General features: G+C 72.0%; 15 protein-coding genes and 1 tRNA gene. 12 read left to right on the top strand and 4 right to left on the bottom strand.

The features are described from left to right. Positions 1 to 2: 2 nt before the first annotated feature. The 6 genes from AC2AXK_RS13185 (at position 3) to AC2AXK_RS13160 (ending at position 7,965) form a co-directional block, all read left to right on the top strand. On the top strand, positions 3 to 920 hold the full coding sequence (locus AC2AXK_RS13185) for a TatD family hydrolase (RefSeq protein WP_484345843.1): 918 nt from the start codon (positions 3 to 5) through the stop codon (positions 918 to 920). 199 nt (positions 921 to 1,119) lie between these two features. Continuing rightward, complete coding sequence (locus tag AC2AXK_RS13180; RefSeq protein ID WP_484345842.1) at positions 1,120 to 2,238, top strand: aggregation-promoting factor C-terminal-like domain-containing protein; 1,119 nt, start codon at positions 1,120 to 1,122, stop codon at positions 2,236 to 2,238. Between the two features lie 394 nt (positions 2,239 to 2,632). Then, on the top strand, positions 2,633 to 4,168 hold the full coding sequence (locus AC2AXK_RS13175; RefSeq protein ID WP_484345841.1) for a transglycosylase family protein: 1,536 nt from the start codon (positions 2,633 to 2,635) through the stop codon (positions 4,166 to 4,168). Between the two features lie 51 nt (positions 4,169 to 4,219). Then, positions 4,220 to 5,119 carry a 16S rRNA (adenine(1518)-N(6)/adenine(1519)-N(6))-dimethyltransferase RsmA gene (rsmA, locus tag AC2AXK_RS13170; protein WP_484345840.1) on the top strand — a complete coding sequence of 300 codons (900 nt, stop codon included), beginning with the start codon at positions 4,220 to 4,222 and terminating at the stop codon, positions 5,117 to 5,119. Further along, the gene (locus tag AC2AXK_RS13165) at positions 5,116 to 6,045 is read left to right on the top strand and encodes a 4-(cytidine 5'-diphospho)-2-C-methyl-D-erythritol kinase (protein WP_484345839.1); all 930 of its coding nucleotides are present in this window, start codon (positions 5,116 to 5,118) and stop codon (positions 6,043 to 6,045) included. The genes rsmA and AC2AXK_RS13165 overlap by 4 nt, the downstream gene beginning before the upstream one ends. Before the next feature lie 48 nt (positions 6,046 to 6,093). Then, entirely contained in the window at positions 6,094 to 7,965 is a 1,872-nt protein-coding gene (locus AC2AXK_RS13160; protein WP_484345838.1) for an ABC-F family ATP-binding cassette domain-containing protein, read from the top strand. Between the two features lie 27 nt (positions 7,966 to 7,992). Here the strand turns inward: AC2AXK_RS13160 and AC2AXK_RS13155 are convergent, their stop codons facing one another. The 4 genes from AC2AXK_RS13155 to AC2AXK_RS13140 form a co-directional block, all read right to left on the bottom strand. Next, a complete protein-coding gene (locus AC2AXK_RS13155; protein WP_484345837.1) occupies positions 7,993 to 8,499 on the bottom strand; it encodes a MarR family winged helix-turn-helix transcriptional regulator in 507 nt (168 codons plus the stop codon). A gap of 64 nt (positions 8,500 to 8,563) precedes the next feature. Next, positions 8,564 to 9,766, bottom strand: a complete 1,203-nt coding sequence (locus AC2AXK_RS13150; protein WP_484345836.1) for an ABC transporter permease — start codon at positions 9,764 to 9,766, stop codon at positions 8,564 to 8,566. Beyond that, positions 9,763 to 10,698, bottom strand: a complete 936-nt coding sequence (locus AC2AXK_RS13145) for an ABC transporter ATP-binding protein (RefSeq protein WP_484345835.1) — start codon at positions 10,696 to 10,698, stop codon at positions 9,763 to 9,765. The genes AC2AXK_RS13150 and AC2AXK_RS13145 overlap by 4 nt, the downstream gene beginning before the upstream one ends. An 86-nt stretch (positions 10,699 to 10,784) precedes the next feature. Then, a complete protein-coding gene (locus AC2AXK_RS13140; RefSeq protein ID WP_484345936.1) occupies positions 10,785 to 11,390 on the bottom strand; it encodes a TetR/AcrR family transcriptional regulator in 606 nt (201 codons plus the stop codon). A gap of 169 nt (positions 11,391 to 11,559) precedes the next feature. Between AC2AXK_RS13140 and AC2AXK_RS13135 the strand changes: the two genes are divergently transcribed. The 6 genes from AC2AXK_RS13135 (at position 11,560) to mfd (ending at position 19,900) form a co-directional block, all read left to right on the top strand. Beyond that, positions 11,560 to 11,631: transfer RNA gene (locus AC2AXK_RS13135), tRNA-Gln, on the top strand. A gap of 59 nt (positions 11,632 to 11,690) precedes the next feature. Beyond that, positions 11,691 to 13,349 carry a bifunctional UDP-N-acetylglucosamine diphosphorylase/glucosamine-1-phosphate N-acetyltransferase GlmU gene (glmU, locus tag AC2AXK_RS13130; RefSeq protein WP_484345834.1) on the top strand — a complete coding sequence of 553 codons (1,659 nt, stop codon included), beginning with the start codon at positions 11,691 to 11,693 and terminating at the stop codon, positions 13,347 to 13,349. Further along, entirely contained in the window at positions 13,349 to 14,335 is a 987-nt protein-coding gene (locus tag AC2AXK_RS13125) for a ribose-phosphate diphosphokinase (RefSeq protein WP_484345833.1), read from the top strand. Before glmU ends, AC2AXK_RS13125 begins: the two co-directional genes overlap by 1 nt. Before the next feature lie 373 nt (positions 14,336 to 14,708). After that, positions 14,709 to 15,335, top strand: a complete 627-nt coding sequence (locus AC2AXK_RS13120; protein WP_484345832.1) for a 50S ribosomal protein L25/general stress protein Ctc — start codon at positions 14,709 to 14,711, stop codon at positions 15,333 to 15,335. Positions 15,336 to 15,466: 131 nt separating this feature from the next. After that, the gene (gene pth / locus AC2AXK_RS13115) at positions 15,467 to 16,066 is read left to right on the top strand and encodes an aminoacyl-tRNA hydrolase (RefSeq protein ID WP_484345831.1); all 600 of its coding nucleotides are present in this window, start codon (positions 15,467 to 15,469) and stop codon (positions 16,064 to 16,066) included. A gap of 183 nt (positions 16,067 to 16,249) precedes the next feature. Continuing rightward, entirely contained in the window at positions 16,250 to 19,900 is a 3,651-nt protein-coding gene (mfd, locus tag AC2AXK_RS13110) for a transcription-repair coupling factor (RefSeq protein ID WP_484345935.1), read from the top strand. Positions 19,901 to 20,061: the final 161 nt, after the last annotated feature.

The following is a 20,061-nucleotide window of genomic DNA, read 5'->3' as shown; positions in this document are numbered from 1 at the left end:
GCGTGGGACGACGACGCGAGCGGGACCTCAGCTGGCCCCCGGCGCCCGACGCCCTGCCGCACCCGGTCGTCGACAACCACACCCACCTCGAGTCGATCAGCCACGTCCTGCCGGACACGGTGACCGCGCCGACGGTCGCGGAGCACGTCGCCGATGCGGCGGCCGTCGGGGTGACCCGCATGGTCCAGGTGGGGTGCGACCTGCCCTCGGCCCGGTGGACGGACGCGGTCGTCGGTGAGCACGGGGCGCTCCTGGGTGCCGTCGCGATCCACCCCAACGAGGCCCCGTTGCATGCTGGTGTCCGGGAGGTCGGCCCGGACGGGCTCGAGCCCGCGCCCGCCGAGCACCACACCACGGGGCTCGACGACGCGATCGCAGAGATCGCACGGATCGCTCGTGGCAACGATCGGGTGCGGGCGATCGGCGAGACGGGCATGGACCTGTTCCGTACGGGAGAGCGAGGTGCCCTGGTCCAGCGGGACGCCTTCCGTGCGCACATCGCCCTGGCGAAGGAGCTCGGACTGGCCCTGCAGATCCATGACCGCGAGGCCCACGCGGAGGTCCTCGACATCCTCGAGGCAGACGGAGCCCCCGAGCGGACCGTGTTCCACTGCTTCTCCGGCGACGCGCAGATGGCCGAGCACTGTGCCGCCCGCGGGTGGTACCTCTCCTTCGCGGGTCCCGTGACCTTCGCCTCGAACGACGGGCTGCGGGAGGCGCTGCGTCGCACGCCGCCCGGCCAGGTGCTCGTCGAGACCGATGCCCCGTACCTCACACCGCACCCGTTCCGGGGACGTCCGAACGCGCCCTATCTCGTCCCGCACACCGTGCGCACCGTGGCGGCCGTGCACGGCCGGCCCCTGCACGACGTGTGTGCGAGCCTGTGGCAGACCTCCCACGAGGTGTACGGCGAGTGGTGAGCCCTCCGCGGACCCCTCCGCAGGGCCCTGAGGGGGGAGCGTCGGGGGCGCTGTACCGGCTGGCCGGTCGTCGGTTACCTTAAAGTGCCGGCCGCACCCGCCGATGAACCGGTAGGCCCAGAGAGAAGAAAGGACACCAGCGCCCGTGAATCCGATGCGTCCTGCTCGACGCACCGTCGCCATCGCTACGCGGACGCTGGTGGTCGCAGCGCTCGTGTCGGGGACGGCAGCGTTCACCTCCCTGCACAAGGACATCATGATCGAGGTGGACGGCGAGGCTCGCACGGTGACGTCGTTCGGACGGACGGTCGACGACGTGCTCGCGAGCCACGACGTCCGGGTCGGGGAGCGGGACGAGGTGGTCCCGGCGCACGACGCCACCGTCGCGGACGGTGACGTCATCGTCGTCCGGACGGTGAAGGACATCTCGGTGGAGATCGACGGACGTTCCCAGACGATCGAATCGACGGCGCTCACGGTCGGTGAGGTGCTCGACGACCTCGGGCCGCGCGTCGAGGGCGCGAGCGTGTCAGCCTCCCGGTCGGACTCCGCCGGTCGCGAGCCCCTGAAGATCTCGACCGTCAAGAACGTCGTCGTGGCGGTGGACGGCCAGCAGATCCCGGTGACGAGCAGCGCGTCGACGGTCCGTGACATGCTCGCCGAGCTCGGGGTGGTGCTGGATCCGGGGGACACGGTGTCGAGCGACCTGGACAGCGTGCCCGTGGACGGCCAGACGGTGACGATCGGGCGTGCGGCCTTCGGCAGCACCTCCGTCACCGAGGTGATCCCCTTCGCCGTCGAGGAGGTCCAGGACCCCGAAGCCCTCGCCGGCACCCGCACCGTGACGCGCCCCGGCCGGGTCGGCCGCGCTGTGACGACCTACGACGTCACCGTCGTCGACGGCGTCGAGACCCAGCGCACGGTGACGGCGCAGAGCGTCATCGCGGAGCCCGTCAACGAGATCGTGGCCGTGGGCACGCTCGTCCTGCCGGACCCGGCGAGCGTCGTCGTCGACCCGGACTCGGCACGCCAGCTGGGCAGGTCCCTGGCGGCGGAGGCCGGCTGGGACGAGGCGCAGTTCCAGTGCCTCGACTCCTTGTGGACGAAGGAGAGCAACTGGCGCGTGACGGCGGACAACCCGTCGAGCAGCGCGTACGGGATCCCGCAGGCACTGCCGGGCAGCAAGATGGCGAGCGCCGGACCTGACTGGGAGACGAACGCCGCGACGCAGATCACGTGGGGCCTGGGGTACATCGAGTCGCGCTACGGCACGCCGTGCAGCGCGTGGGCACACTCGAAGGCCCACAACTGGTACTGAGGCGGGTGAAACCGCAGTGTGGTGAAGGCCACACCGCGGCGCCCGGGTGAGCAGAGGCGATCGGCGGTAGCGCTGTGGCCTGCACTGCTGGCCCGCACGACCGGTGCCTGCGCGCCGCCCGGACCCGCCCGTCGTGGTGCCGCCGGTGTGACCGGGACCGCTTCCCCCTTGGCTCATGGTCACAGATCGGTTACGGTCGATTGTCGGCCTGGCGCCCGTCTGTGCAGATCTGCAGAGCGGACGAGGGCGACACCGGTGTGGCCGCAGTCGCGGACGAGCACACCGCACGATGGCCGGATCAGGACTGTGGTGCCTCCGCCAGGAGGCCGCGGCGTGCCGCGACGACAGCCCTGTGCCCGGAAGGCTCCACGTCTGGACACCTGTGAAGAATCCTGTGAGCGCACTGCGCGCCAGTCTGACCCGCTCCACCCCCGCGCCCGCTGCAGGCGCGCCCGACGACGCGGACCTCGCGCCGGGCGCCACGCCGACCGCCGTTGCTGCGGCCGAGGACGCCGCGCTGCACGACGCGCCGTCCGGTGCCCACCGTCGTACCTCGCGCCGCGCCCTGCCCATCGTCCTCGGCGGCCTCGTCCTCGCGCTCGGCGCAGGCGGATCCGCCGTCTACGCGGACGCCCACAAGACCATCACGCTGGACGTCGACGGCCAGCTCACCACCGTGACGACGTTCGCCGGCTCCGTCGAGGGCATCCTCGACGAGCAGGGCGTCGCCGTGGACGACGGCGACGTCGTCGCACCGTCCCTCGACGCGGAGCTCACCGAGTCCTCGGACGTGGTGGTCCGGTACGCCCGTGACATCACGCTCCTCGAGGACGGCCAGCCCACGACCCTCACGACGACGGCCGTGGACGCCGACGAGCTCCTTGCCTCCTACAGCGGCCGCGGCACCGACGTGCGCCTCGTCGCCTCGCGGTCGGACGCCGCCGGTCGCACCGACCTCGGGCTGCGCCTGAGCGTCGATGGTCCTGTCAACCTCGACGTGGACGGCGAGACCCGCACGGTCGAGGACGGCTCCGTGGGGGTCGACACGATCCTCGAGGACGAGGGCATCGAGCTCGGCGAGCTCGACCGTGTCTCCGTCCAGCACCTGCCGACGCCTGAGGCGCTGCGCGCCCAGGAGCTCCTTGCCCAGCGTGAGGCGCAGGAGGCCGCCGCTGCGGCGGTGGACCCGGCCGCCCCTGCCGACCCCGCTGCGCCCGTCGACCCCGCCGCTCCTGTCGACCCCGCGACGCCCGCGGCCGACGAGCCCGCGGACGTCGTCGCCGACCCCCGCGTGAACGAGACCGCCCTGACGATCGTCGTCGACCGCGTCGCCGTCGTCGAGGAGGTCGTCACGACCCCGGTGCCGTTCGAGACGGTCACCCAGGAGGACCCGGAGCGGTTCAAGGACCTTCCGGTCGTCACTGCCACCGAGGGTGTCGAGGGCGTCCACACGACCGTCCACAGCGTGACGATGGTCGACGGGGTCGAGGAGTCCCGGACGCTCGTGTCCGATGCTCAGACGACGCCGCCCGTGGCCAAGGTCCTCGTGCAGGGCACCAAGGAGCGGCCGAAGCCCGCTCCCGCAACCCCGAAGCGCTCGACGACCAGTGACGCGACGACGGCTCCGTCGGGTGGCTCGTCCACCACGACCCCCACCCCGGCCGCTCCCGCCGAGCCTGCCCCGGTGAGCGGTGACGTGTGGTCGCAGCTCGCGCAGTGCGAGTCCGGTGGCCGCGCCGACGTCGTGAGCTCGAACGGCCTCTACCACGGCCTCTACCAGTTCTCGGTAGGCACGTGGAAGTCCGTCGGCGGCACGGGGCTGCCGTCCCAGGCGAGCGCTGCCGAGCAGACCCGCCTCGCCCAGGTCCTGCAGGCGCGTTCCGGCTGGGGCCAGTGGCCGCACTGCTCGTCGAAGCTCGGGCTGCGCTGACCCGCACCCCACGGTGATCGACGGGGGCATCGACCCTCTAGGCTCGTGACCATGAACGACACCCCAGGCGCCCTGCTCGGTCCGGTACAGATCCGCGACCTGGCAGGGCGTCTTGGCGTCCGACCCACGAAGACGCTGGGCCAGAACTTCGTGCACGACGCCGGGACGGTCCGCAAGATCGTGCGCTCCGCGGGGCTCCGGCCCGGCGAGCGCGTCGTCGAGGTGGGACCGGGACTGGGGTCGCTCACCCTCGGGCTCCTCGAGGCAGGAGCGAGCGTCGTCGCCGTCGAGATCGACCCGGTGCTGGCCGCCGAGCTGCCCACGACGGTCGCGCGCATGGCGCCTGCCGAGGCCGACCAGCTCACCGTCGTGCTGCAGGACGCGCTCACGGTGCGGGAGCTGCCCGGCCCGCCCCCGACCGCTCTCGTCGCGAACCTTCCCTACAACGTCGCCGTCCCGGTCCTGCTGACGTTCCTCGAGCACTTCACCTCGCTCGAGCGGGTTCTCGTCATGGTCCAGGCGGAGGTCGCGGACCGGCTGGCGGCCCCGCCCGGGAGCCGCACCTACGGCATCCCGTCGGTCAAGGCGGCGTGGTACGCATCCGCGCGGCGCACGTCGACGATCGGCCGCTCGGTGTTCTGGCCCGTGCCCAACGTCGACTCGGCGCTCGTGCTGCTCGAGGCACGACCGCACCCGACGACGACAGCCACGCGTGAGCAGGTGTTCCGCGTCGTCGACGCGGCGTTCGCCCAGCGGCGCAAGACGCTGCGCGGTGCGCTCGCGGGGATCGCGGGCTCGCCGGCGGCTGCCCAGGCCGCCCTCGAGGCGGCAGGCGTCGACCCGGGCGCCCGCGGAGAGCGACTGACGATCGAGGAGTTCGCCCGGGTGGCGGAGGCGCTGGCCGCCGCCGGGGCGCCCGCGACGGCCCGACCTGGCACAGTGGACCAGTGACCCCGCACCCGCACCTGACGAGCGTCGGGCCTCCGACGGTCCGGGTCCGCGCTCCCGGCAAGGTCAACCTCTCGCTCCACGTCGGATCGCCCGGGCCGGACGGGTACCACCCTCTGACGACCGTGTTCCAGGCGGTCTCGCTCTTCGAGGACGTCACGGTCGCCGAGGCGGACGACCTCACCGTGAGCGTCACGGGTCCCGGGGCGGACGACGTGCCGCTCGACGAGACGAACCTCGCGCTCCGCGCTGCTCGTGCGCTCCTCGAAGCGACGGGCGTCGAGCGTGGCGCCGCACTCGAGATCGTCAAGGGCGTGCCCGTCGCCGGGGGCATGGCAGGAGGCTCCGCGGACGCGGCCGCCACGCTCCTGGCGCTCGACGCGCTCTGGTCGACAGGTCTGGGGCGCGAGGAGCTCACCGAGATCGCCAGCACCCTCGGCGCGGACGTGCCGTTCGCGCTGCACGGGCACACCGCGGTGGGCACCGGTCGCGGCGACACGCTCACGGCGGCGATGGCCCGCGGCCAGTTCCACTGGGCGTTCGCCCTGCGCGCGCAGGGGCTGTCCACGCCCGAGGTGTTCCGGCACTTCGATGCGTCGGATCGCCGGCCCACGGAGCCGGACCCGAGCGCGGACACCGAGCTCATGGCGGCGTTGCGGGCAGGTGACGCCGTCCGGCTGGGGCTGGCCCTGTCCAACGATCTCCAGGAGTCCGCCGTGGATCTCGCACCCGACCTCGCCGACACGCTCGGCGTCGCACGCTCCGCCGGCGCGCTCGGTGCGATCGTCTCGGGCTCCGGCCCGACGGTCGCCGCTCTCGGGCGCACGAGGCAGCACGCGCTCGCCCTCGCGGCAGCCATGACCCTCGAGGGCGTCTGCGCGTCCGCGGTCTGTGCCGCGGGCCCCGTGCCGGGCGCCCGCATCCTCTGAACCGACCCATCCCCGCGCGCCTCCGGGCGCGCGCGACGAAAGAAGCACATGGCTCACCTCCTGGGCGCTGACGGCATCCGTGTCGTCGCGGGAACCCGCACCCTCCTCGACGACGTCAGCCTCGGTATCGACGACGGCGACCGCATCGGCGTCGTCGGACCCAACGGCGCGGGCAAGTCGACACTCATGCGGCTGCTCGCCGGCCACACGACACCCGATGCCGGCCGGGTCACCCAGGTCGGCGGGCTCAGCGTGGGCATGCTCGACCAGCGTGACGAGCTCGTCCCCGGCCGGTCGGTGCGTGACGTCGTGCACGGCGACGCGCCGGAGCACACCTGGGCGACGGACGCACGGATCCGCTCGGTGCACGCCGGTCTCCTCGCCGATCTCGACCTTGACCAGGACGCCGACGCCCTCTCCGGCGGCCAGCGCCGGCGCGTGGCGCTCGCGGCGCTGCTCGTCGCCGAGCACGACGTGATCTTCCTCGACGAGCCCACCAACCACCTCGACGTCGAGGGTGTGGCGTGGCTCGCCGAGCACCTGCGGGACCGGTTCTCGCGCCCCGGTGCTCGGGGCGCGCTCGTCGTCGTCACGCACGACCGCTGGTTCCTCGACGCCGTCTGCACGCGGATGTGGGAGGTCACCGGCGACGGGACCGGGGCCGTCGAGGGCTACGAGGGCGGATACGCGGCGTACGTGCTCACCCGGGCCGAGCGCGCCCGGGCGGCCGCGGTCACGGCCGACAAGCGCAACAACCTCCTGCGCAAGGAGCTGGCGTGGCTGCAGCGGGGTGCTCCGGCGCGGACGTCGAAGCCGAAGTTCCGCCTCGACGCCGCAGCGGCGCTCATCGCTGACGAGCCTGCTCCCCGGGATCCGCTCGAGCTCACCCGGATGGCCACGAAGCGCCTCGGCAAGGACGTCCTCGACCTCGAGGACGTCACTCTGCGCGTCCCGACCGCAGACGGGACGCCCGACCCGGACGGGCGGGTGCTGTTCGACCACGTCACGTGGCGCCTCGGACCGGGGGACCGGTACGGGATCGTCGGGGTCAACGGGGCCGGGAAGACGACTCTCCTCAAGCTCCTGTCCGGGCGGGCCGAGCCCGACGCGGGGCGCGTCAAGCGGGGCAAGACGATCGAGGTCGCCGAGCTCACGCAGGACGTCGACGAGCTCGACACGGTCGGCGGCATGCGGGTCCTCGAGGTCATCGAGAACGAGAAGCGGACCGTGGCTGTCGACGGCAAGGAGCTCACGGCTGCCCAGCTCGTCGAGCGCCTCGGCTTCACGCGGGACCGCGCATCGACCCTCGTCCGCGACCTCTCCGGTGGAGAGCGTCGACGACTCCAGCTCCTCCGGCTGCTGGTGGGGGAGCCCAACGTCCTGCTGCTCGACGAGCCGACGAACGACCTCGACACCGACACCCTCGCCTCGCTCGAGGACCTGCTCGACGGGTGGCCGGGCACCCTCATCGTCGTCTCCCACGACCGGTACCTGCTCGAGCGGGTGTGCGACCGGCAGGTCGCGCTCCTGGGTGACGGGACGATCCGGGACCTGCCGGGTGGCGTCGAGCAGTACCTCGAGCTGCGCCGCGGGGCGGCTCCGCGGGGTTCGGGCGGTCCGGGGAGCATGGGAGGCGCGTCCACCGGAGTCCCCGGTGCTGCGGCTCCGGCGTCCGGGGGCGGGGAGGGGACACCCGCGCCGGGTGGTGCCGAGGTGCGTGCGGCGAAGAAGGAGCTCAACCGGATCGAGCGCCGCCTGTCGAAGATCGCGGAGCTCGAGGCGAAGGTCCACGCGAAGATGGCTGCGCAGGCGACGGATCATGCCGCGGTAGCGGCGCTCGATGCGGAGCTGCGCACCCTCGCGGCGGAGAAGGACGACCTCGAGGCCGAATGGCTCGAGCACGCGGAGATCGCCGGCTGACCCTTCCGGGCGCCCGTGGGCGAGCGGTCAGCCGAGGGTGTCGAACTGGGCGACGAGGCGTCGCAGCAGGTCCGCGAGCGCGGGCTGGTCGCCGGGGGCCAGGGCGGCGAGGACCTGGTGCTCGACGTCGAGGAGGTCGCTCAGCGCGGCGTCGACCCGCTCGAGACCGCTGGGGGTCAGGCGGACGAGGACCCCGCGGCGGTCGTCCGGCGAGGGTTGACGCTCGACGAGCCCGCGGGCCTCGAGGCGGTCGATCCGGTTGGTCATGGTCCCGCTCGTCACCATCGTCTGGGTGACGAGGGCGCCGGGGGACAGGACGTGCGGGGGCCCCGTTCGTCGCAGCGCGGAGAGCACGTCGAACTCCCACGGCTCGAGCTGGTTGCCCGCGAAGGCGCCGCGGCGTGCGACGTCGAGGTGCCGGTCGAGGCGGCTCACCCGGGACAGGACGGCGAGCGGTGTGATGTCGAGGTCCGGGCGCACCCGTCCCCAGGCCGCGATGATGCGGTCGACCTCGTCCTCGTGCGTCGGCTCCATGGGTCGAGATTACTTGACGTCAAGACTCTTGATGGCCGATCCGGAGCGCGCGGCGCCCGCACCGTCAGCTGGCGCGCAGCGCATCCCGGATCGCGACCCTGCTCCCGGTGCGGAGCACGGCGTTGCCGTAGACGCGGCCGGCGAACCACACGAGCAGAGGGATCACCGCGACATTGACGGCGAGCACGGCGAGCACCTGCCAGCCCGGGACCGTGCCCGTCGCCACCCGGATCGGCATGATGAGGGGCGCGGTGAACGGCAGGCAGGAGAGCCACTCGACGAGGGGGTTGTCGGGGGCGTACGGCGCGATCGAGATGCCGACGATGTACGGCGCCATCATGAGGACCAGCACCGGCGAGGTCACGGCAGCCACCTCCTCCTGCCGGGAGACGAGCGCCCCGAGAGCCGCGTAGAGGAGCGCATACATCGTGAAGCCCACGACGAACCACGCGAGCGACCAGGCGGCCGTGGCGCCGAGGTGCACCTCGATGTCCTCCGCGAGGCCGAACCCGAGCACCCCCGCGAGGACTGCGCCGCCGAGGATGACGATCTGTGCGAGGCCGATCACGCCGATCCCGACGACCTTGCCAGCCATGAGCTGCCAGGGGCGGACGGTGGAGAGCAGCAGCTCCACGACCCGGCTCGTCTTCTCCTCGACCACACCCTGGGCGACCATCTGCCCGCAGATCTGGAGGGCGAGGAAGAGCAGGATCCCCGAGATCAGCCCGAACGCCGTCTGGGATCCGTCGACCTCGCGCGGGGGGTCGAGGCGCTCGACATCGAGCGCGACCGACGCCATCGCGGTCCCGACCGCGGTGGGGTCCCCGCCGAGCGCCTCGATCTCGTGCGCGAGAGCGGACTGCTGAGCGACCGCCGTCAGCACGGTCTCGAGGGACGGGTCGAGCTCGGAACGCGTGACCACGGTGACGTCCTCGGGGGTGCCGACGAGGAGCGCGTCGAGCTCCTCGTCGCTCACCATGTCCCGTCCCTCGTCCTCGGTCACGATCTCGGTCTTCACCGTGACCCCGAAGGCCTCCGCCGTGGACGTGAGCGCCTGGGTGAGCTCGCCGTCCTGGGTGACGCCGACCGCGAGGGTGTCCTCCGCGGACAGGATGAGCTTCGCCGCGAAGCTGCCGGCGAGGATGAGGGCGACGAGCACCACCGTCGTCCACAGGAGGGACTTCGTCCGGGCACGCTGGACGATCTCGCGCCCGGCGACGAGCCGGACCGAGGGCCACGCGTCGAGCGGGCGGCCTGCGCGGCTCATGAGCGGACCCCCTCGGTGGTGGTGTGCGCGGGACCTCCGGTGCTCACCACGTCGCGGTACAGCTCGGTCAGCCGGGGGCGCTGCCGGGAGAACTCCAGGACCGGGCCGGTCGCGAGGGCGCCGCGCAGCAGCACCTGCTCGGCGTGCGGGGCGGGCGCGACCTCCGCGACGGTACGGGAGCCGGTCTCGGACAGGACGGTCACGCCGGGCAGCGAGCGTGCCCAGCCGGCCTGCGCGCCGGGGGCGTCGACGACCCAGCGCGGTGCGCTCGTCGAGCGCAGCTCGTCGACGGAGCCGACCGCGACCATGGACCCGGCGGAGATGATCCCCACCCGGTCGCACAGGCGCTCCACGAGGTCGAGCTGGTGGGACGAGAAGATGACCGGCGCACCCGCGTCCGCGCGGCGCCGCAGGACCTCGCTCATGACGTCGACGGCGACGGGGTCCAGGCCGGAGAAGGGCTCGTCGAGGACGAGCACCTCGGGGTCGTGGACGAGGGCCGCGGCGAGCTGGACGCGCTGCTGGTTGCCGAGGGAGAGCTTCTGCACCTCGTCGTCGCGTCGGGCGGCGACGCCGAGCGTGTCGGTCCACGTCTCCATCGCTGACCGGGCCTGCGGCGCCCCCAGGCCGTGCAGGCGGGCGAGGTACACGAGCTGCTCGCCGACCTTCATCTTCGGGTAGAGACCCCGCTCCTCGGGCATGTACCCGACGCGCCGTCGTGCAGCGAGGTCGAGCGGCGTGCCGCCGAGCCGGACCTCGCCGGAGTCGGCTGCGAGGACCCCCAGGATGATGCGCATCGTCGTCGACTTGCCGGCGCCGTTGGAGCCGACGAAGCCGAAGATCTCCCCGGGAGCCACGGTGAAGGACACCGAGCGCAGGGCCTGCAGGGACCCGTAGGACTTCGTGACGCGGTCGACCTCGAGAGCGGGCACGGGCGTCCTCCCATCGGGGGTCGCTACAGAGCCAAGCGCACCGACGGGTCCCTGCGCAAGACCCTCCTCGGGGCGGGGCCGCGGGGTCAGCGCGTCGCGCCGGGCCGCAGGATGGGGTCGCGCTCGAGGCCGGCCAGCCCGTTCCAGGCGAGGTTGACGAGGTGCGCGGCGACCTCGGCCTTGTCCGGGCTGCGCGCGTCGAGCCAGTACTGACCTGTGAGCGCGACCATGCCTACGAGCATCTGTGCGTACAACGGCGCGATGCCGGGATCGAGGTCCCGTCGGTCGAACTGCTCGGCGAGCAGGTGCTCGACCTGGGTGGCGACGTCACCGATGAGGCTGGAGAAGGTTCCGGTGGCCTGGGCGACGGGGGAGTCACGGACGAGGATGCGGAACCCGTCCTCGGAGGACTCGATGTAGGCGAGCAGGGCGAGCGCGGTGCGCTCGACGAGCACCTTCGGGTGGCCCCCGGCGGTGAGCGCCCCGGTGAGCGCAGCCGTGAGCCCTTCGATCTCGCGGTCGACGATGACGGCGTAGATCCCTTCCTTGCCGCCGAAGTGCTCGTACACGACGGGCTTGGACACCTCGGCGCGAGCGGCGATCTCCTCGACGCTCGTCCCCTCGAAGCCCTTCATGGCGAACAGGGAGCGGCTGACGTCCAGCAGCTGTTCGCGGCGCTCCTTGGCTGTCATGCGGGCGCGGGGAGCGCGCTTGTTGTCCGGAGGCACGCATACATCATGCCGGACGTCGATCGATCCCGAGCGTTTGGACGGACCAAAAATCCTGGCAGAATGAGTGGCGGACCCTCGACGGGCGGTGCCCTCACGGCGTCCGGACCGCCACCTGATCGAAGGTCGTCCTTCCGCCTTGGTGTAATCGGCAGCACAAGGGTTTTTGGTGCCTTTAGTCCAGGTTCGAGTCCTGGGGGCGGAGCTGGCGTCGCGGTCGCGGCGCTTCCAGGCAGTTGATCTCGAGCACCCGGGAGTCCATTCGTGACCACCGCTCAACCGGCGGCAGTAGTCGTCCTCGCTGCAGGCGAAGGGACGCGGATGCGTTCCTCGATCCCCAAGGTCCTGCACACCCTCGGCGGCCGGAGCATGCTCGGCCACGCCCTCGCTGCCGCTCGCGGCCTCGACCCCGCCCGCGTCGCGGTCGTCGTCCGGCACGAGCGTGACGCCGTGGCCGAGCACGCCACCACGGTCGACCCGCAGGTCCTCGTCGTCGACCAGGACGACGTGCCCGGCACCGGCCGGGCCGTGCAGTGCGCGTTGAGCGTGCTCGACGCCGCCGCCCACGCGCAGGCTGCCCAGGCGGGAGTGCCTGAGGGGGCCGAGGGGCGCGGTCTCGGGGACGGCGTCGAGGGGCCGGTCGTCGTCATCGCGGGCGACATCCCGCTGCTCGACTCCGGCACGCTCGCGGAGCTGCTCGCCGCGCACGTCGCGGACGGCAACGCCGTCACCGTCCTGACGACCGAGGTCGACGACGCGACCGGGTACGGGCGCATCGTCCGCGACCCGCAGACCGGCGAGGTCCTGTCGATCGTCGAGCACCGGGACGCCAGCCCGGAGCAGCGCAGCATCCGTGAGATCAACTCGTCGATCTACGTCTTCGACGCGAAGGTCCTGCGCCACGGGCTCAGGGGCCTCGACCGGGACAACTCGCAGGGCGAGGTCTACCTCACCGACGTCCTCGCCATCGCCCGGGGCGAGGGCGGTGCGGTCCGCGCGGTCCGCACGGACGACCCGTTCGTCGTCGAAGGCGTCAACGACCGCGGACAGCTCGCCGTCCTGCGCGCCGAGCTCAACCGGCGTGTCCTCGCCGACTGGATGACGGCGGGTGTCACCGTCGTCGACCCCGGCACGACGTGGATCGACGTCGACGTCGAGCTCGAGCGTGACGTGACGATCCTGCCCGGCACCCAGCTGCTCGGCTCGACCGTCATCAGCGAGGGTGCGACCGTCGGACCCGACACGACCCTCACCGACGTCCGGGTGGGCGCCCACGCCACCGTCGTGCGCACCCACGCCACCGGCGCGGTCGTCGGTGACGACGCGAGCGTCGGCCCGTTCGCCTACCTGCGGCCGGGCACGGTGCTCGGGACGAGCGGCAAGATCGGCACCTTCGTGGAGACGAAGAACGCGACGATCGGCGACGGCTCCAAGGTCCCGCACCTGTCCTACGTCGGCGACGCGACCATCGGCGAGCACACGAACATCGGCGCGGCCACGATCTTCGTCAACTACGACGGCGTGAGCAAGCACCACTCGACCGTCGGGTCGTTCTCCCGGACGGGCGCGGACAACCTCTTCGTCGCCCCCGTACACATCGGCGACGGTGTCTACACGGCCGCCGGTTCGGTCATCCGCAACGACGTGCCCTCCGGGGCGCTCGCCGTCTCGGCCGGGACGCAGCGCAACATCGAGGGCTGGGTCGAGCGCCGTCGTCCCGGGACCGACGCTGCCCGGGCCGCGGAGCGCATGCGCGCCGAGATCGACGGTCCGGTCTCCGCCCTCGGAGCCCAGGCGCGCGCGGAGCGCGCCCAGGCGGACCACCAGGCGACCCTGCCCGTGCCCACCCCCCCGACCGCTACCCACGAGCAGGCGACGCCGTCGTCCGCGACCGGTGGCACCACAGAAGGACGCCGCGACTGATGGTCACCGGAATCACCTCTCCCGACGGCGAGAAGCGCCTCGTGTTCGTCTCCGGACGGGCCCACCTCGAGCTTGCCCAGGACGTCGCCCGCGAGCTCGGCACGGCGCTGCTCCCCACCACGGCCTACGACTTCGCGAACGGCGAGATCTACGTGCGGTTCGGCGAGAGCGTGCGCGGGGCGGACGCGTTCGTCCTGCAGTCGCACACAGCGCCGATCAACCAGTGGATCATGGAGCAGCTCATCATGGTCGACGCCCTCAAGCGGGCGTCCGCCAAGACCATCACCGTGGTGCAGCCCTTCTACGGCTATGCCCGCCAGGACAAGAAGCACCGTGGGCGCGAACCGATCTCGGCGCGACTCATGGCGGACCTGTTCAAGACGGCCGGGGCGGACCGGCTCATGAGCGTGGACCTGCACACCTCGCAGGCGCAGGGGTTCTTCGACGGCCCCGTCGACCACCTGTGGGCCATGCCGCTGCTCACCGACTACGTGCGCACCCGCGTCGATCTCGCGAACGTCGCGGTCGTGTCCCCGGATGCCGGACGCATCCGGGTGGCGGAGCAGTGGGCCGCGAAGCTCGGCGACGCCCCCCTCGCGTTCATCCACAAGACGCGCGACATCAACGTGCCGAACCAGTCCGCAGCGAACCGCGTCGTCGGTGAGGTCGAGGGGCGCAGCTGCGTCCTCGTCGACGACCTCATCGACACCGGCGGAACCATCGCTGCTGCCGTGCGGGTCCTGCTCGACGCGGGCGCCAAGGACGTCATCGTCGCCGCGACCCACGGCGTGCTCTCGGACCCGGCCGCGCAGCGCCTGAGCGAGTGCGGCGCCCGCGAGGTCATCGTCACGGACACGCTGCCGATCACCCCGGACAAGCAGTTCGACAAGCTCACCGTCCTGTCGATCGCGCCCCTGCTGGCCCGTGCTATCCGCGAGGTCTTCGACGACGGGTCGGTCACGTCGCTGTTCGAGGGCAACGCCTGACAGCTGCTGCCACGTGCGGTGACGCCGCACCGTCCCGCGCCGGGCTGTCCCGCCCCGTCCCCCTGCCGTCCGGAGTTCGACGACGCAGGGGCGGGGCGGGTACAGTGATGCGGTTGCCTCGGCGAGGGACGTCTGACGGGCAGGTGCTGCGAGCACCGCCACTGTCAGGACGGTGACGGCTCGACCGTCACGGATTCCGTAATCGACTGGGCGGTCGCATCCTGCGCGTCCGTCATGTGTCCCGCGCCGATGCAGCCGCCCACCATCGAGGGGCCCGGCGAGGACGTCGCGCACCCGCCCCCGAGCACCTTCCCGCTGTCAGTCGACGACCCCCCACCGGTGGTCCGCCCGTCCCACACTTCTTGGAGTTCCTGTGTCAGAGATCAAGCTCGTCGCCGAGGCCCGCACCGAGTTCGGCAAGGGCGCTGCGCGCCGCGTCCGCCGCAACAACCAGGTCCCCGCCGTCCTGTACGGCCACGGCACCGCGCCCCTGCACGTCGCCCTGCCCGGCCACCAGACGATGCTCGCGCTCAAGCACGCGAACGCCCTGTTCGAGATCGAGCTCGACGGCGCGGTCGAGCTGGCCATCGTCAAGGACGTCCAGCGTGACCCGGTCAAGTCGGTCATCGAGCACGTCGACCTCCTCATCGTCAAGCAGGGCGAGAAGGTCAACGTCGAGATCGCCGTGAACATCGTCGGTGAGGCCGCTCCCGGCACCATCCACATCGTCGAGATCCAGACGCTCCTCGTCGAGGCGCTCGCCACGAACCTCCCGGAGTCCATCGACCTGTCGATCGACGGCCTCGCCGCAGGCGCGCGCGTCCGCGCAGGGGATGTCGCGCTGCCCGAGGGCGCGGTCCTCATCGGCGACCCCGAGCAGACGATCGTCACCGTCACGGCACCGCAGGACAACTCGGCCGACGACGAGGCCGCTGCCGAGGTCGCCGCGACCCAGGCCGCTGCCTCCGCCTCCGCTGCCGAGACCGCTGCCGGCCTCTGATGCCAGCGGGCTGCCGCTGACCCCCGGGTCCGCAGCAACCCACCGCGGGGCGCGAGCCCCGGGATGATGCGCCCGGTGCCGATGGTGCCGGGCGCATCGTCGTCCTTGACGAGTGACGCGGGAGCAAGAACATGTCGGATGAGCTGTGGCTCGTCGTCGGGCTGGGGAACCCCGGTCCGCAGTACGCGGGCAACCGGCACAACGTGGGCCAGATGGTCCTGGACGTCCTCGCGGAGCGGTACGGGGCGCGGTTCGCCGCCCACCGGGCGCGGGCGCTCGTGGCCGACGCCCGGCTCGGCACGCTGCCGGGCGGTGCGCCGGGACCACGAGTGATCCTCGCCAAGCCGAGCACGTACATGAACACCTCGGGCGGTCCGGTGGCTGGCCTCGCCCAGTACTTCGACGTCGCTCCGGCGAACGTCCTCGTCGTCCACGACGAGGTCGACATCGGGTTCGGTGACATCAAGTGCAAGGTCGGCGGCGGCGAGGGCGGCCACAACGGTCTGCGGGACATCACGAAAGCGCTCGGGACGCGCGACTACGTGCGGGTCCGCGCCGGGGTCGGGCGACCACCCGGGCGCATGGACACCGCGGACTTCGTCCTCAAGGACTTCTCCGCGGTCGAGCGCAAGGAGCTCCCGTTCCTCCTCGACGATGCGGCGGACGCGGTCGAGATGATCCTCACGCAGGGGTTGCTGGCCGCGCAGGGGAAGTTCCACACGAAGGCGTGATCGGACGCACGGGGCGGCTGCTCGGAACCGCCGTGGCGCGTTCCGTCCGGCGGTGAAACGGAGTCCCACCGACCGCGTGCTGCAGGTCGGTGACCGGACGTAGGCTTGGACGAGAGCCGGGATCGATCGAGATCCGGGCTTCTTCGCGTGCCCGGACCGTCTGTCGTCGACCACAAGGACATCATGAACCTCACGGGAATCCTGCCGGCTCTCCTCGCTGACCCCGGCGCGGCCGCCGCCGTCGAGCAGGTGCCGGCGCGGGGCTTCCTCGACGTCGTCGGACCGGTCGGGGTGCGCCCGCCGCTGCTTGCGGCGATGGCCGGGGCGAGGGCGAGCGACGGCCCGGTCCCGGCTGCCGGGGCGGCCGGGTCGCGGCCGCTCGTCGTCGTCACCGCCACGGGGCGGGAGGCGGACGACCTCGCCGCTGCTCTGCGGTGCTACCTCCCGTACGACGACGTCGCGGTGCTGCCCGCCTGGGAGACGCTCCCGCACGAGCGGCTCTCGCCGCGGTCGGACACCGTGGCCCGGCGGCTCGCGGTCTTCCGGCGGCTCGCCCACCCCTCGGCCGACGGCGGCATGACGGGGGCGATCCGCGTGCTCGTCATGCCTGTGCGTGCGCTGCTGCAGCCGGTCGTCGGTGGGCTGGGCGACCTCGAGCCGGTGCGCCTGGAGGTCCGGGACCGAGCGGACCTGTCCGAGGTCGCGGACCGGCTCTCCGCGGCCGCCTACGCGCGCGTGGACATGGTCGAGCGGCGCGGCGAGTTCGCCGTGCGCGGTGGCATCCTCGACGTCTTCCCGCCGATCGAGGACCACCCGCTGCGCATCGAGTTCTGGGGCGAGGACGTCGAGGAGATCCGCTGGTTCGCGGTCGCGGACCAGCGCAGCCTCGAGGTCGCCGACCACGGGCTGTGGGCCCCGCCCTGCCGGGAGATGCTGCTCACGGACGAGGTGCGGGACCGGGCGGCGGCGCTCGTCGAGCAGCTCCCGGGGGCGGAGGAGATGCTCACGAAGATGGCCGCGGGCATCGCCGTGGAGGGCATGGAGTCGCTCGCGCCGGTGCTCGTCGACTCGATGGTCCCCGTCCTCGATCTCGTGAGCGACGAGAGCCTCGTCGTGATCTCCGAGCCCGAGAAGGTCCGGCGCCGTGCGTTCGACCTCGTCTCGACGACCGAGGAGTTCCTCGCCGCGGCCTGGACGGGCGCGGCCGCGGGCGGCAGCTCGCCCATCAACCTCGGCGCGGCGTCGTTCGCGACCATCGAGCAGGTGCGGGACACCGCTGCCCGGCGCGGGTTCGGCTGGTGGACGCTCAGCGCGTTCGCACTCGACGACCCCTCGGCGCCGGACGTCTCGGACGGCGCGGACGACCTGCGGCCCGGCCTCCAGGACGGCGCGCAGACGCTCCGGATCGCCGCCCGGGACGTCGAGAGCTACCGCGGCGACGTGCAGCGCGCGCTCGACGACATCCGCGGGCTGCAGAGCGCCGGTTGGCGCCTCGTGCTCACGACCGAGGGCCACGGCCCCGCCAAGCGCATGGTCGAGCAGCTCAGCGGGGCGGACACACCGGCGCGCCTCGTCGGCGAGATCACGGCCGAGCCCGAGGGCGGCGTCGTGCTCGTCACGCCCGCCCCGGTCGGACCCGGTTTCGTCGCACCCGAGCAGCGGCTCGCCGTGTTCTCCGAGTCCGACCTCACGGGGCGCTCGGGGTCCTCGACGCGGGACATGCGCAAGATGCCCTCGAAGCGGCGCAACGTCGTCGACCCCTTGCAGCTGCGGCCGGGCGACTTCGTCGTCCACGAGCAGCACGGCGTCGGCCGGTTCGTGGAGCTCGTGCAGCGCACGCTCGGCGCTGGTGCGAACGCGGCCGTGCGCGAATATCTCGTCATCGAGTACGCGCCGTCGCGCAGGGGGCACCCGGGGGACCGCCTCTATGTGCCGACGGACCAGCTCGACCAGGTGACGAAGTACACCGGTGGCGAGTCGCCGTCCCTCAACAAGATGGGGGGCTCCGACTGGGCGAAGACGAAGGGCCGGGCGAAGAAGGCGATCAAGGAGATCGCGAGCGAGCTCATCCGCCTGTACTCCGCGCGCATGGCGACGAAGGGGCACCCCTTCTCCCCGGACACCCCCTGGCAGCGTGAGCTCGAGGACGCCTTCGCGTACATCGAGACCCCCGACCAGCTCGCGACGATCGACGAGGTCAAGGCGGACATGGAGAAGACGGTCCCGATGGACCGTCTCGTGTGCGGTGACGTCGGCTACGGCAAGACGGAGATCGCGGTGCGCGCGGCGTTCAAGGCGGTGCAGGACGGCAAGCAGGTCGCCGTCCTCGTGCCGACGACGCTCCTCGTCCAGCAGCACTACGACACGTTCTCCGAGCGGTACGCGGGCTTCCCGGTCGTCGTCAAGGGACTGTCCCGCTTCCAGACCGACAAGGAGGCCAAGGAGGTCATCGACGGCCTCGCGGAGGGCACGGTGGACGTCGTCATCGGCACCCACCGCCTGCTGTCCGGGGCCATCCGCTTCAAGGACCTCGGCCTCGTCGTCGTCGACGAGGAGCAGCGGTTCGGCGTCGAGCACAAGGAGAAGCTCAAGCAGCTGCGGACCAACGTCGACGTCCTTGCGATGAGCGCGACGCCGATCCCGCGCACGCTCGAGATGGCCGTGACGGGTATCCGGGAGATGTCCACCCTCGCGACGCCACCCGAGGAGCGCCACCCGATCCTCACGTACGTCGGCGCGTACGACGAGAAGCAGATCAGCGCGGCCATCCGCCGCGAGCTGCTGCGCGAGGGTCAGGTGTTCTACGTCCACAACAAGGTCGAGTCGATCGACCGGACGGCCGCGCGCCTCCACGAGCTCGTCCCGGAGGCCCGCATCGAGGTGGCGCACGGGAAGATGGGCGAGCACCAGCTCGAGCGCGTGATCATGGACTTCTGGGAGAAGAAGTTCGACGTGCTCGTCTGCACGACGATCATCGAGACCGGGCTGGACATCTCCAACGCCAACACCCTCATCCTCGAGCGCGCCGACATGCTCGGCCTGTCACAGCTGCACCAGCTGCGCGGACGCGTCGGGCGCGGTCGGGACCGCGCGTACGCGTACTTCCTCTACCCGCCCGAGCGGCCTCTCACGGAGACCGCGCACGACCGCCTCGCGACGATCGCCGCGAACACCGACCTCGGGTCGGGCATGGCCGTCGCGCTCAAGGACCTCGAGATCCGCGGCGCGGGGAACCTGCTCGGTGGTGAGCAGTCGGGGCACATCGCGGGGGTCGGGTTCGACCTCTACATCCGCATGGTGGGGGAGGCCGTCGCGTCCTTCCGCGGGGAGGTCGAGGAGGAGGCGCCGGAGGTGACGATCGAGCTGCCCGTCGATGCACACCTGCCGCACGACTACATCGCGCACGAGCGGCTCCGCCTCGAGGCGTACCGCAAGATCGCTGCCGCGCAGGACGACGCGGCGCTCGCGGACATCCGCGCGGAGCTCGTCGACCGATACGGACCGGTCCCGGAGATGGTGGGGAACCTGTTCGACGTCGCGGCGTTCCGCAACCATGCGCGCGCGGCGGGCCTCTCGGACGTCACGTCCCAGGGGAAGTTCGTGCGGTTCGCGCCGGTCGATCTCGCGGAGTCGGCGGAGCTGCGCCTCAAGCGCCTCTACCCGGGCGCGATGGTCAAGCCAGCGACCCGGACGATCCTCGTGCCCTTCCCGACGACGGCGCGGATCGGTGGGCGACCGTTGCGCGGGGCGGAGATCCTCACCTGGGCGACCGAGCTCATCGATGCCGTCATCGTCGGGAAGGTGGGTGCCGCTGCGGCCGTCGGCACGCGGTAAGGCGGCGATGAACGTCGAACTGTCCGGTATGTGGTAGCAGAATCGAAGCGAAACTTTCGGGTTCGTCACGGGAGGGTCACGCGCTCTTGCGGGGGAGTTTTCACCCCCGTAAGGTGCCCCGTGTCCCCTTTTGGGCATCGGACTCGCAAAGGAGCGTGTGA

Source organism: Sanguibacter sp. Z6_81 (genome assembly GCF_057180625.1).
The sequence above is the reverse complement of the archived record's forward strand: the minus strand, read 5'-3'. Positions and strand labels throughout refer to the sequence as shown.

Coding starts and splice junctions, on each gene's coding strand:
- rsmA (WP_484345840.1), top strand. CDS start 4,220: ATGAACGACACCCCAGGCGCCCTGCTCGGTCCGGTACAGATCCGCGAC.
- AC2AXK_RS13160 (WP_484345838.1), top strand. CDS start 6,094: ATGGCTCACCTCCTGGGCGCTGACGGCATCCGTGTCGTCGCGGGAACC.
- AC2AXK_RS13155 (WP_484345837.1), bottom strand. CDS start 8,499: ATGGAGCCGACGCACGAGGACGAGGTCGACCGCATCATCGCGGCCTGG.
- AC2AXK_RS13150 (WP_484345836.1), bottom strand. CDS start 9,766: ATGAGCCGCGCAGGCCGCCCGCTCGACGCGTGGCCCTCGGTCCGGCTC.
- pth (WP_484345831.1), top strand. CDS start 15,467: ATGTCGGATGAGCTGTGGCTCGTCGTCGGGCTGGGGAACCCCGGTCCG.
- AC2AXK_RS13140 (WP_484345936.1), bottom strand. CDS start 11,390: ATGACAGCCAAGGAGCGCCGCGAACAGCTGCTGGACGTCAGCCGCTCC.
- AC2AXK_RS13125 (WP_484345833.1), top strand. CDS start 13,349: ATGGTCACCGGAATCACCTCTCCCGACGGCGAGAAGCGCCTCGTGTTC.
- mfd (WP_484345935.1), top strand. CDS start 16,250: ATGAACCTCACGGGAATCCTGCCGGCTCTCCTCGCTGACCCCGGCGCG.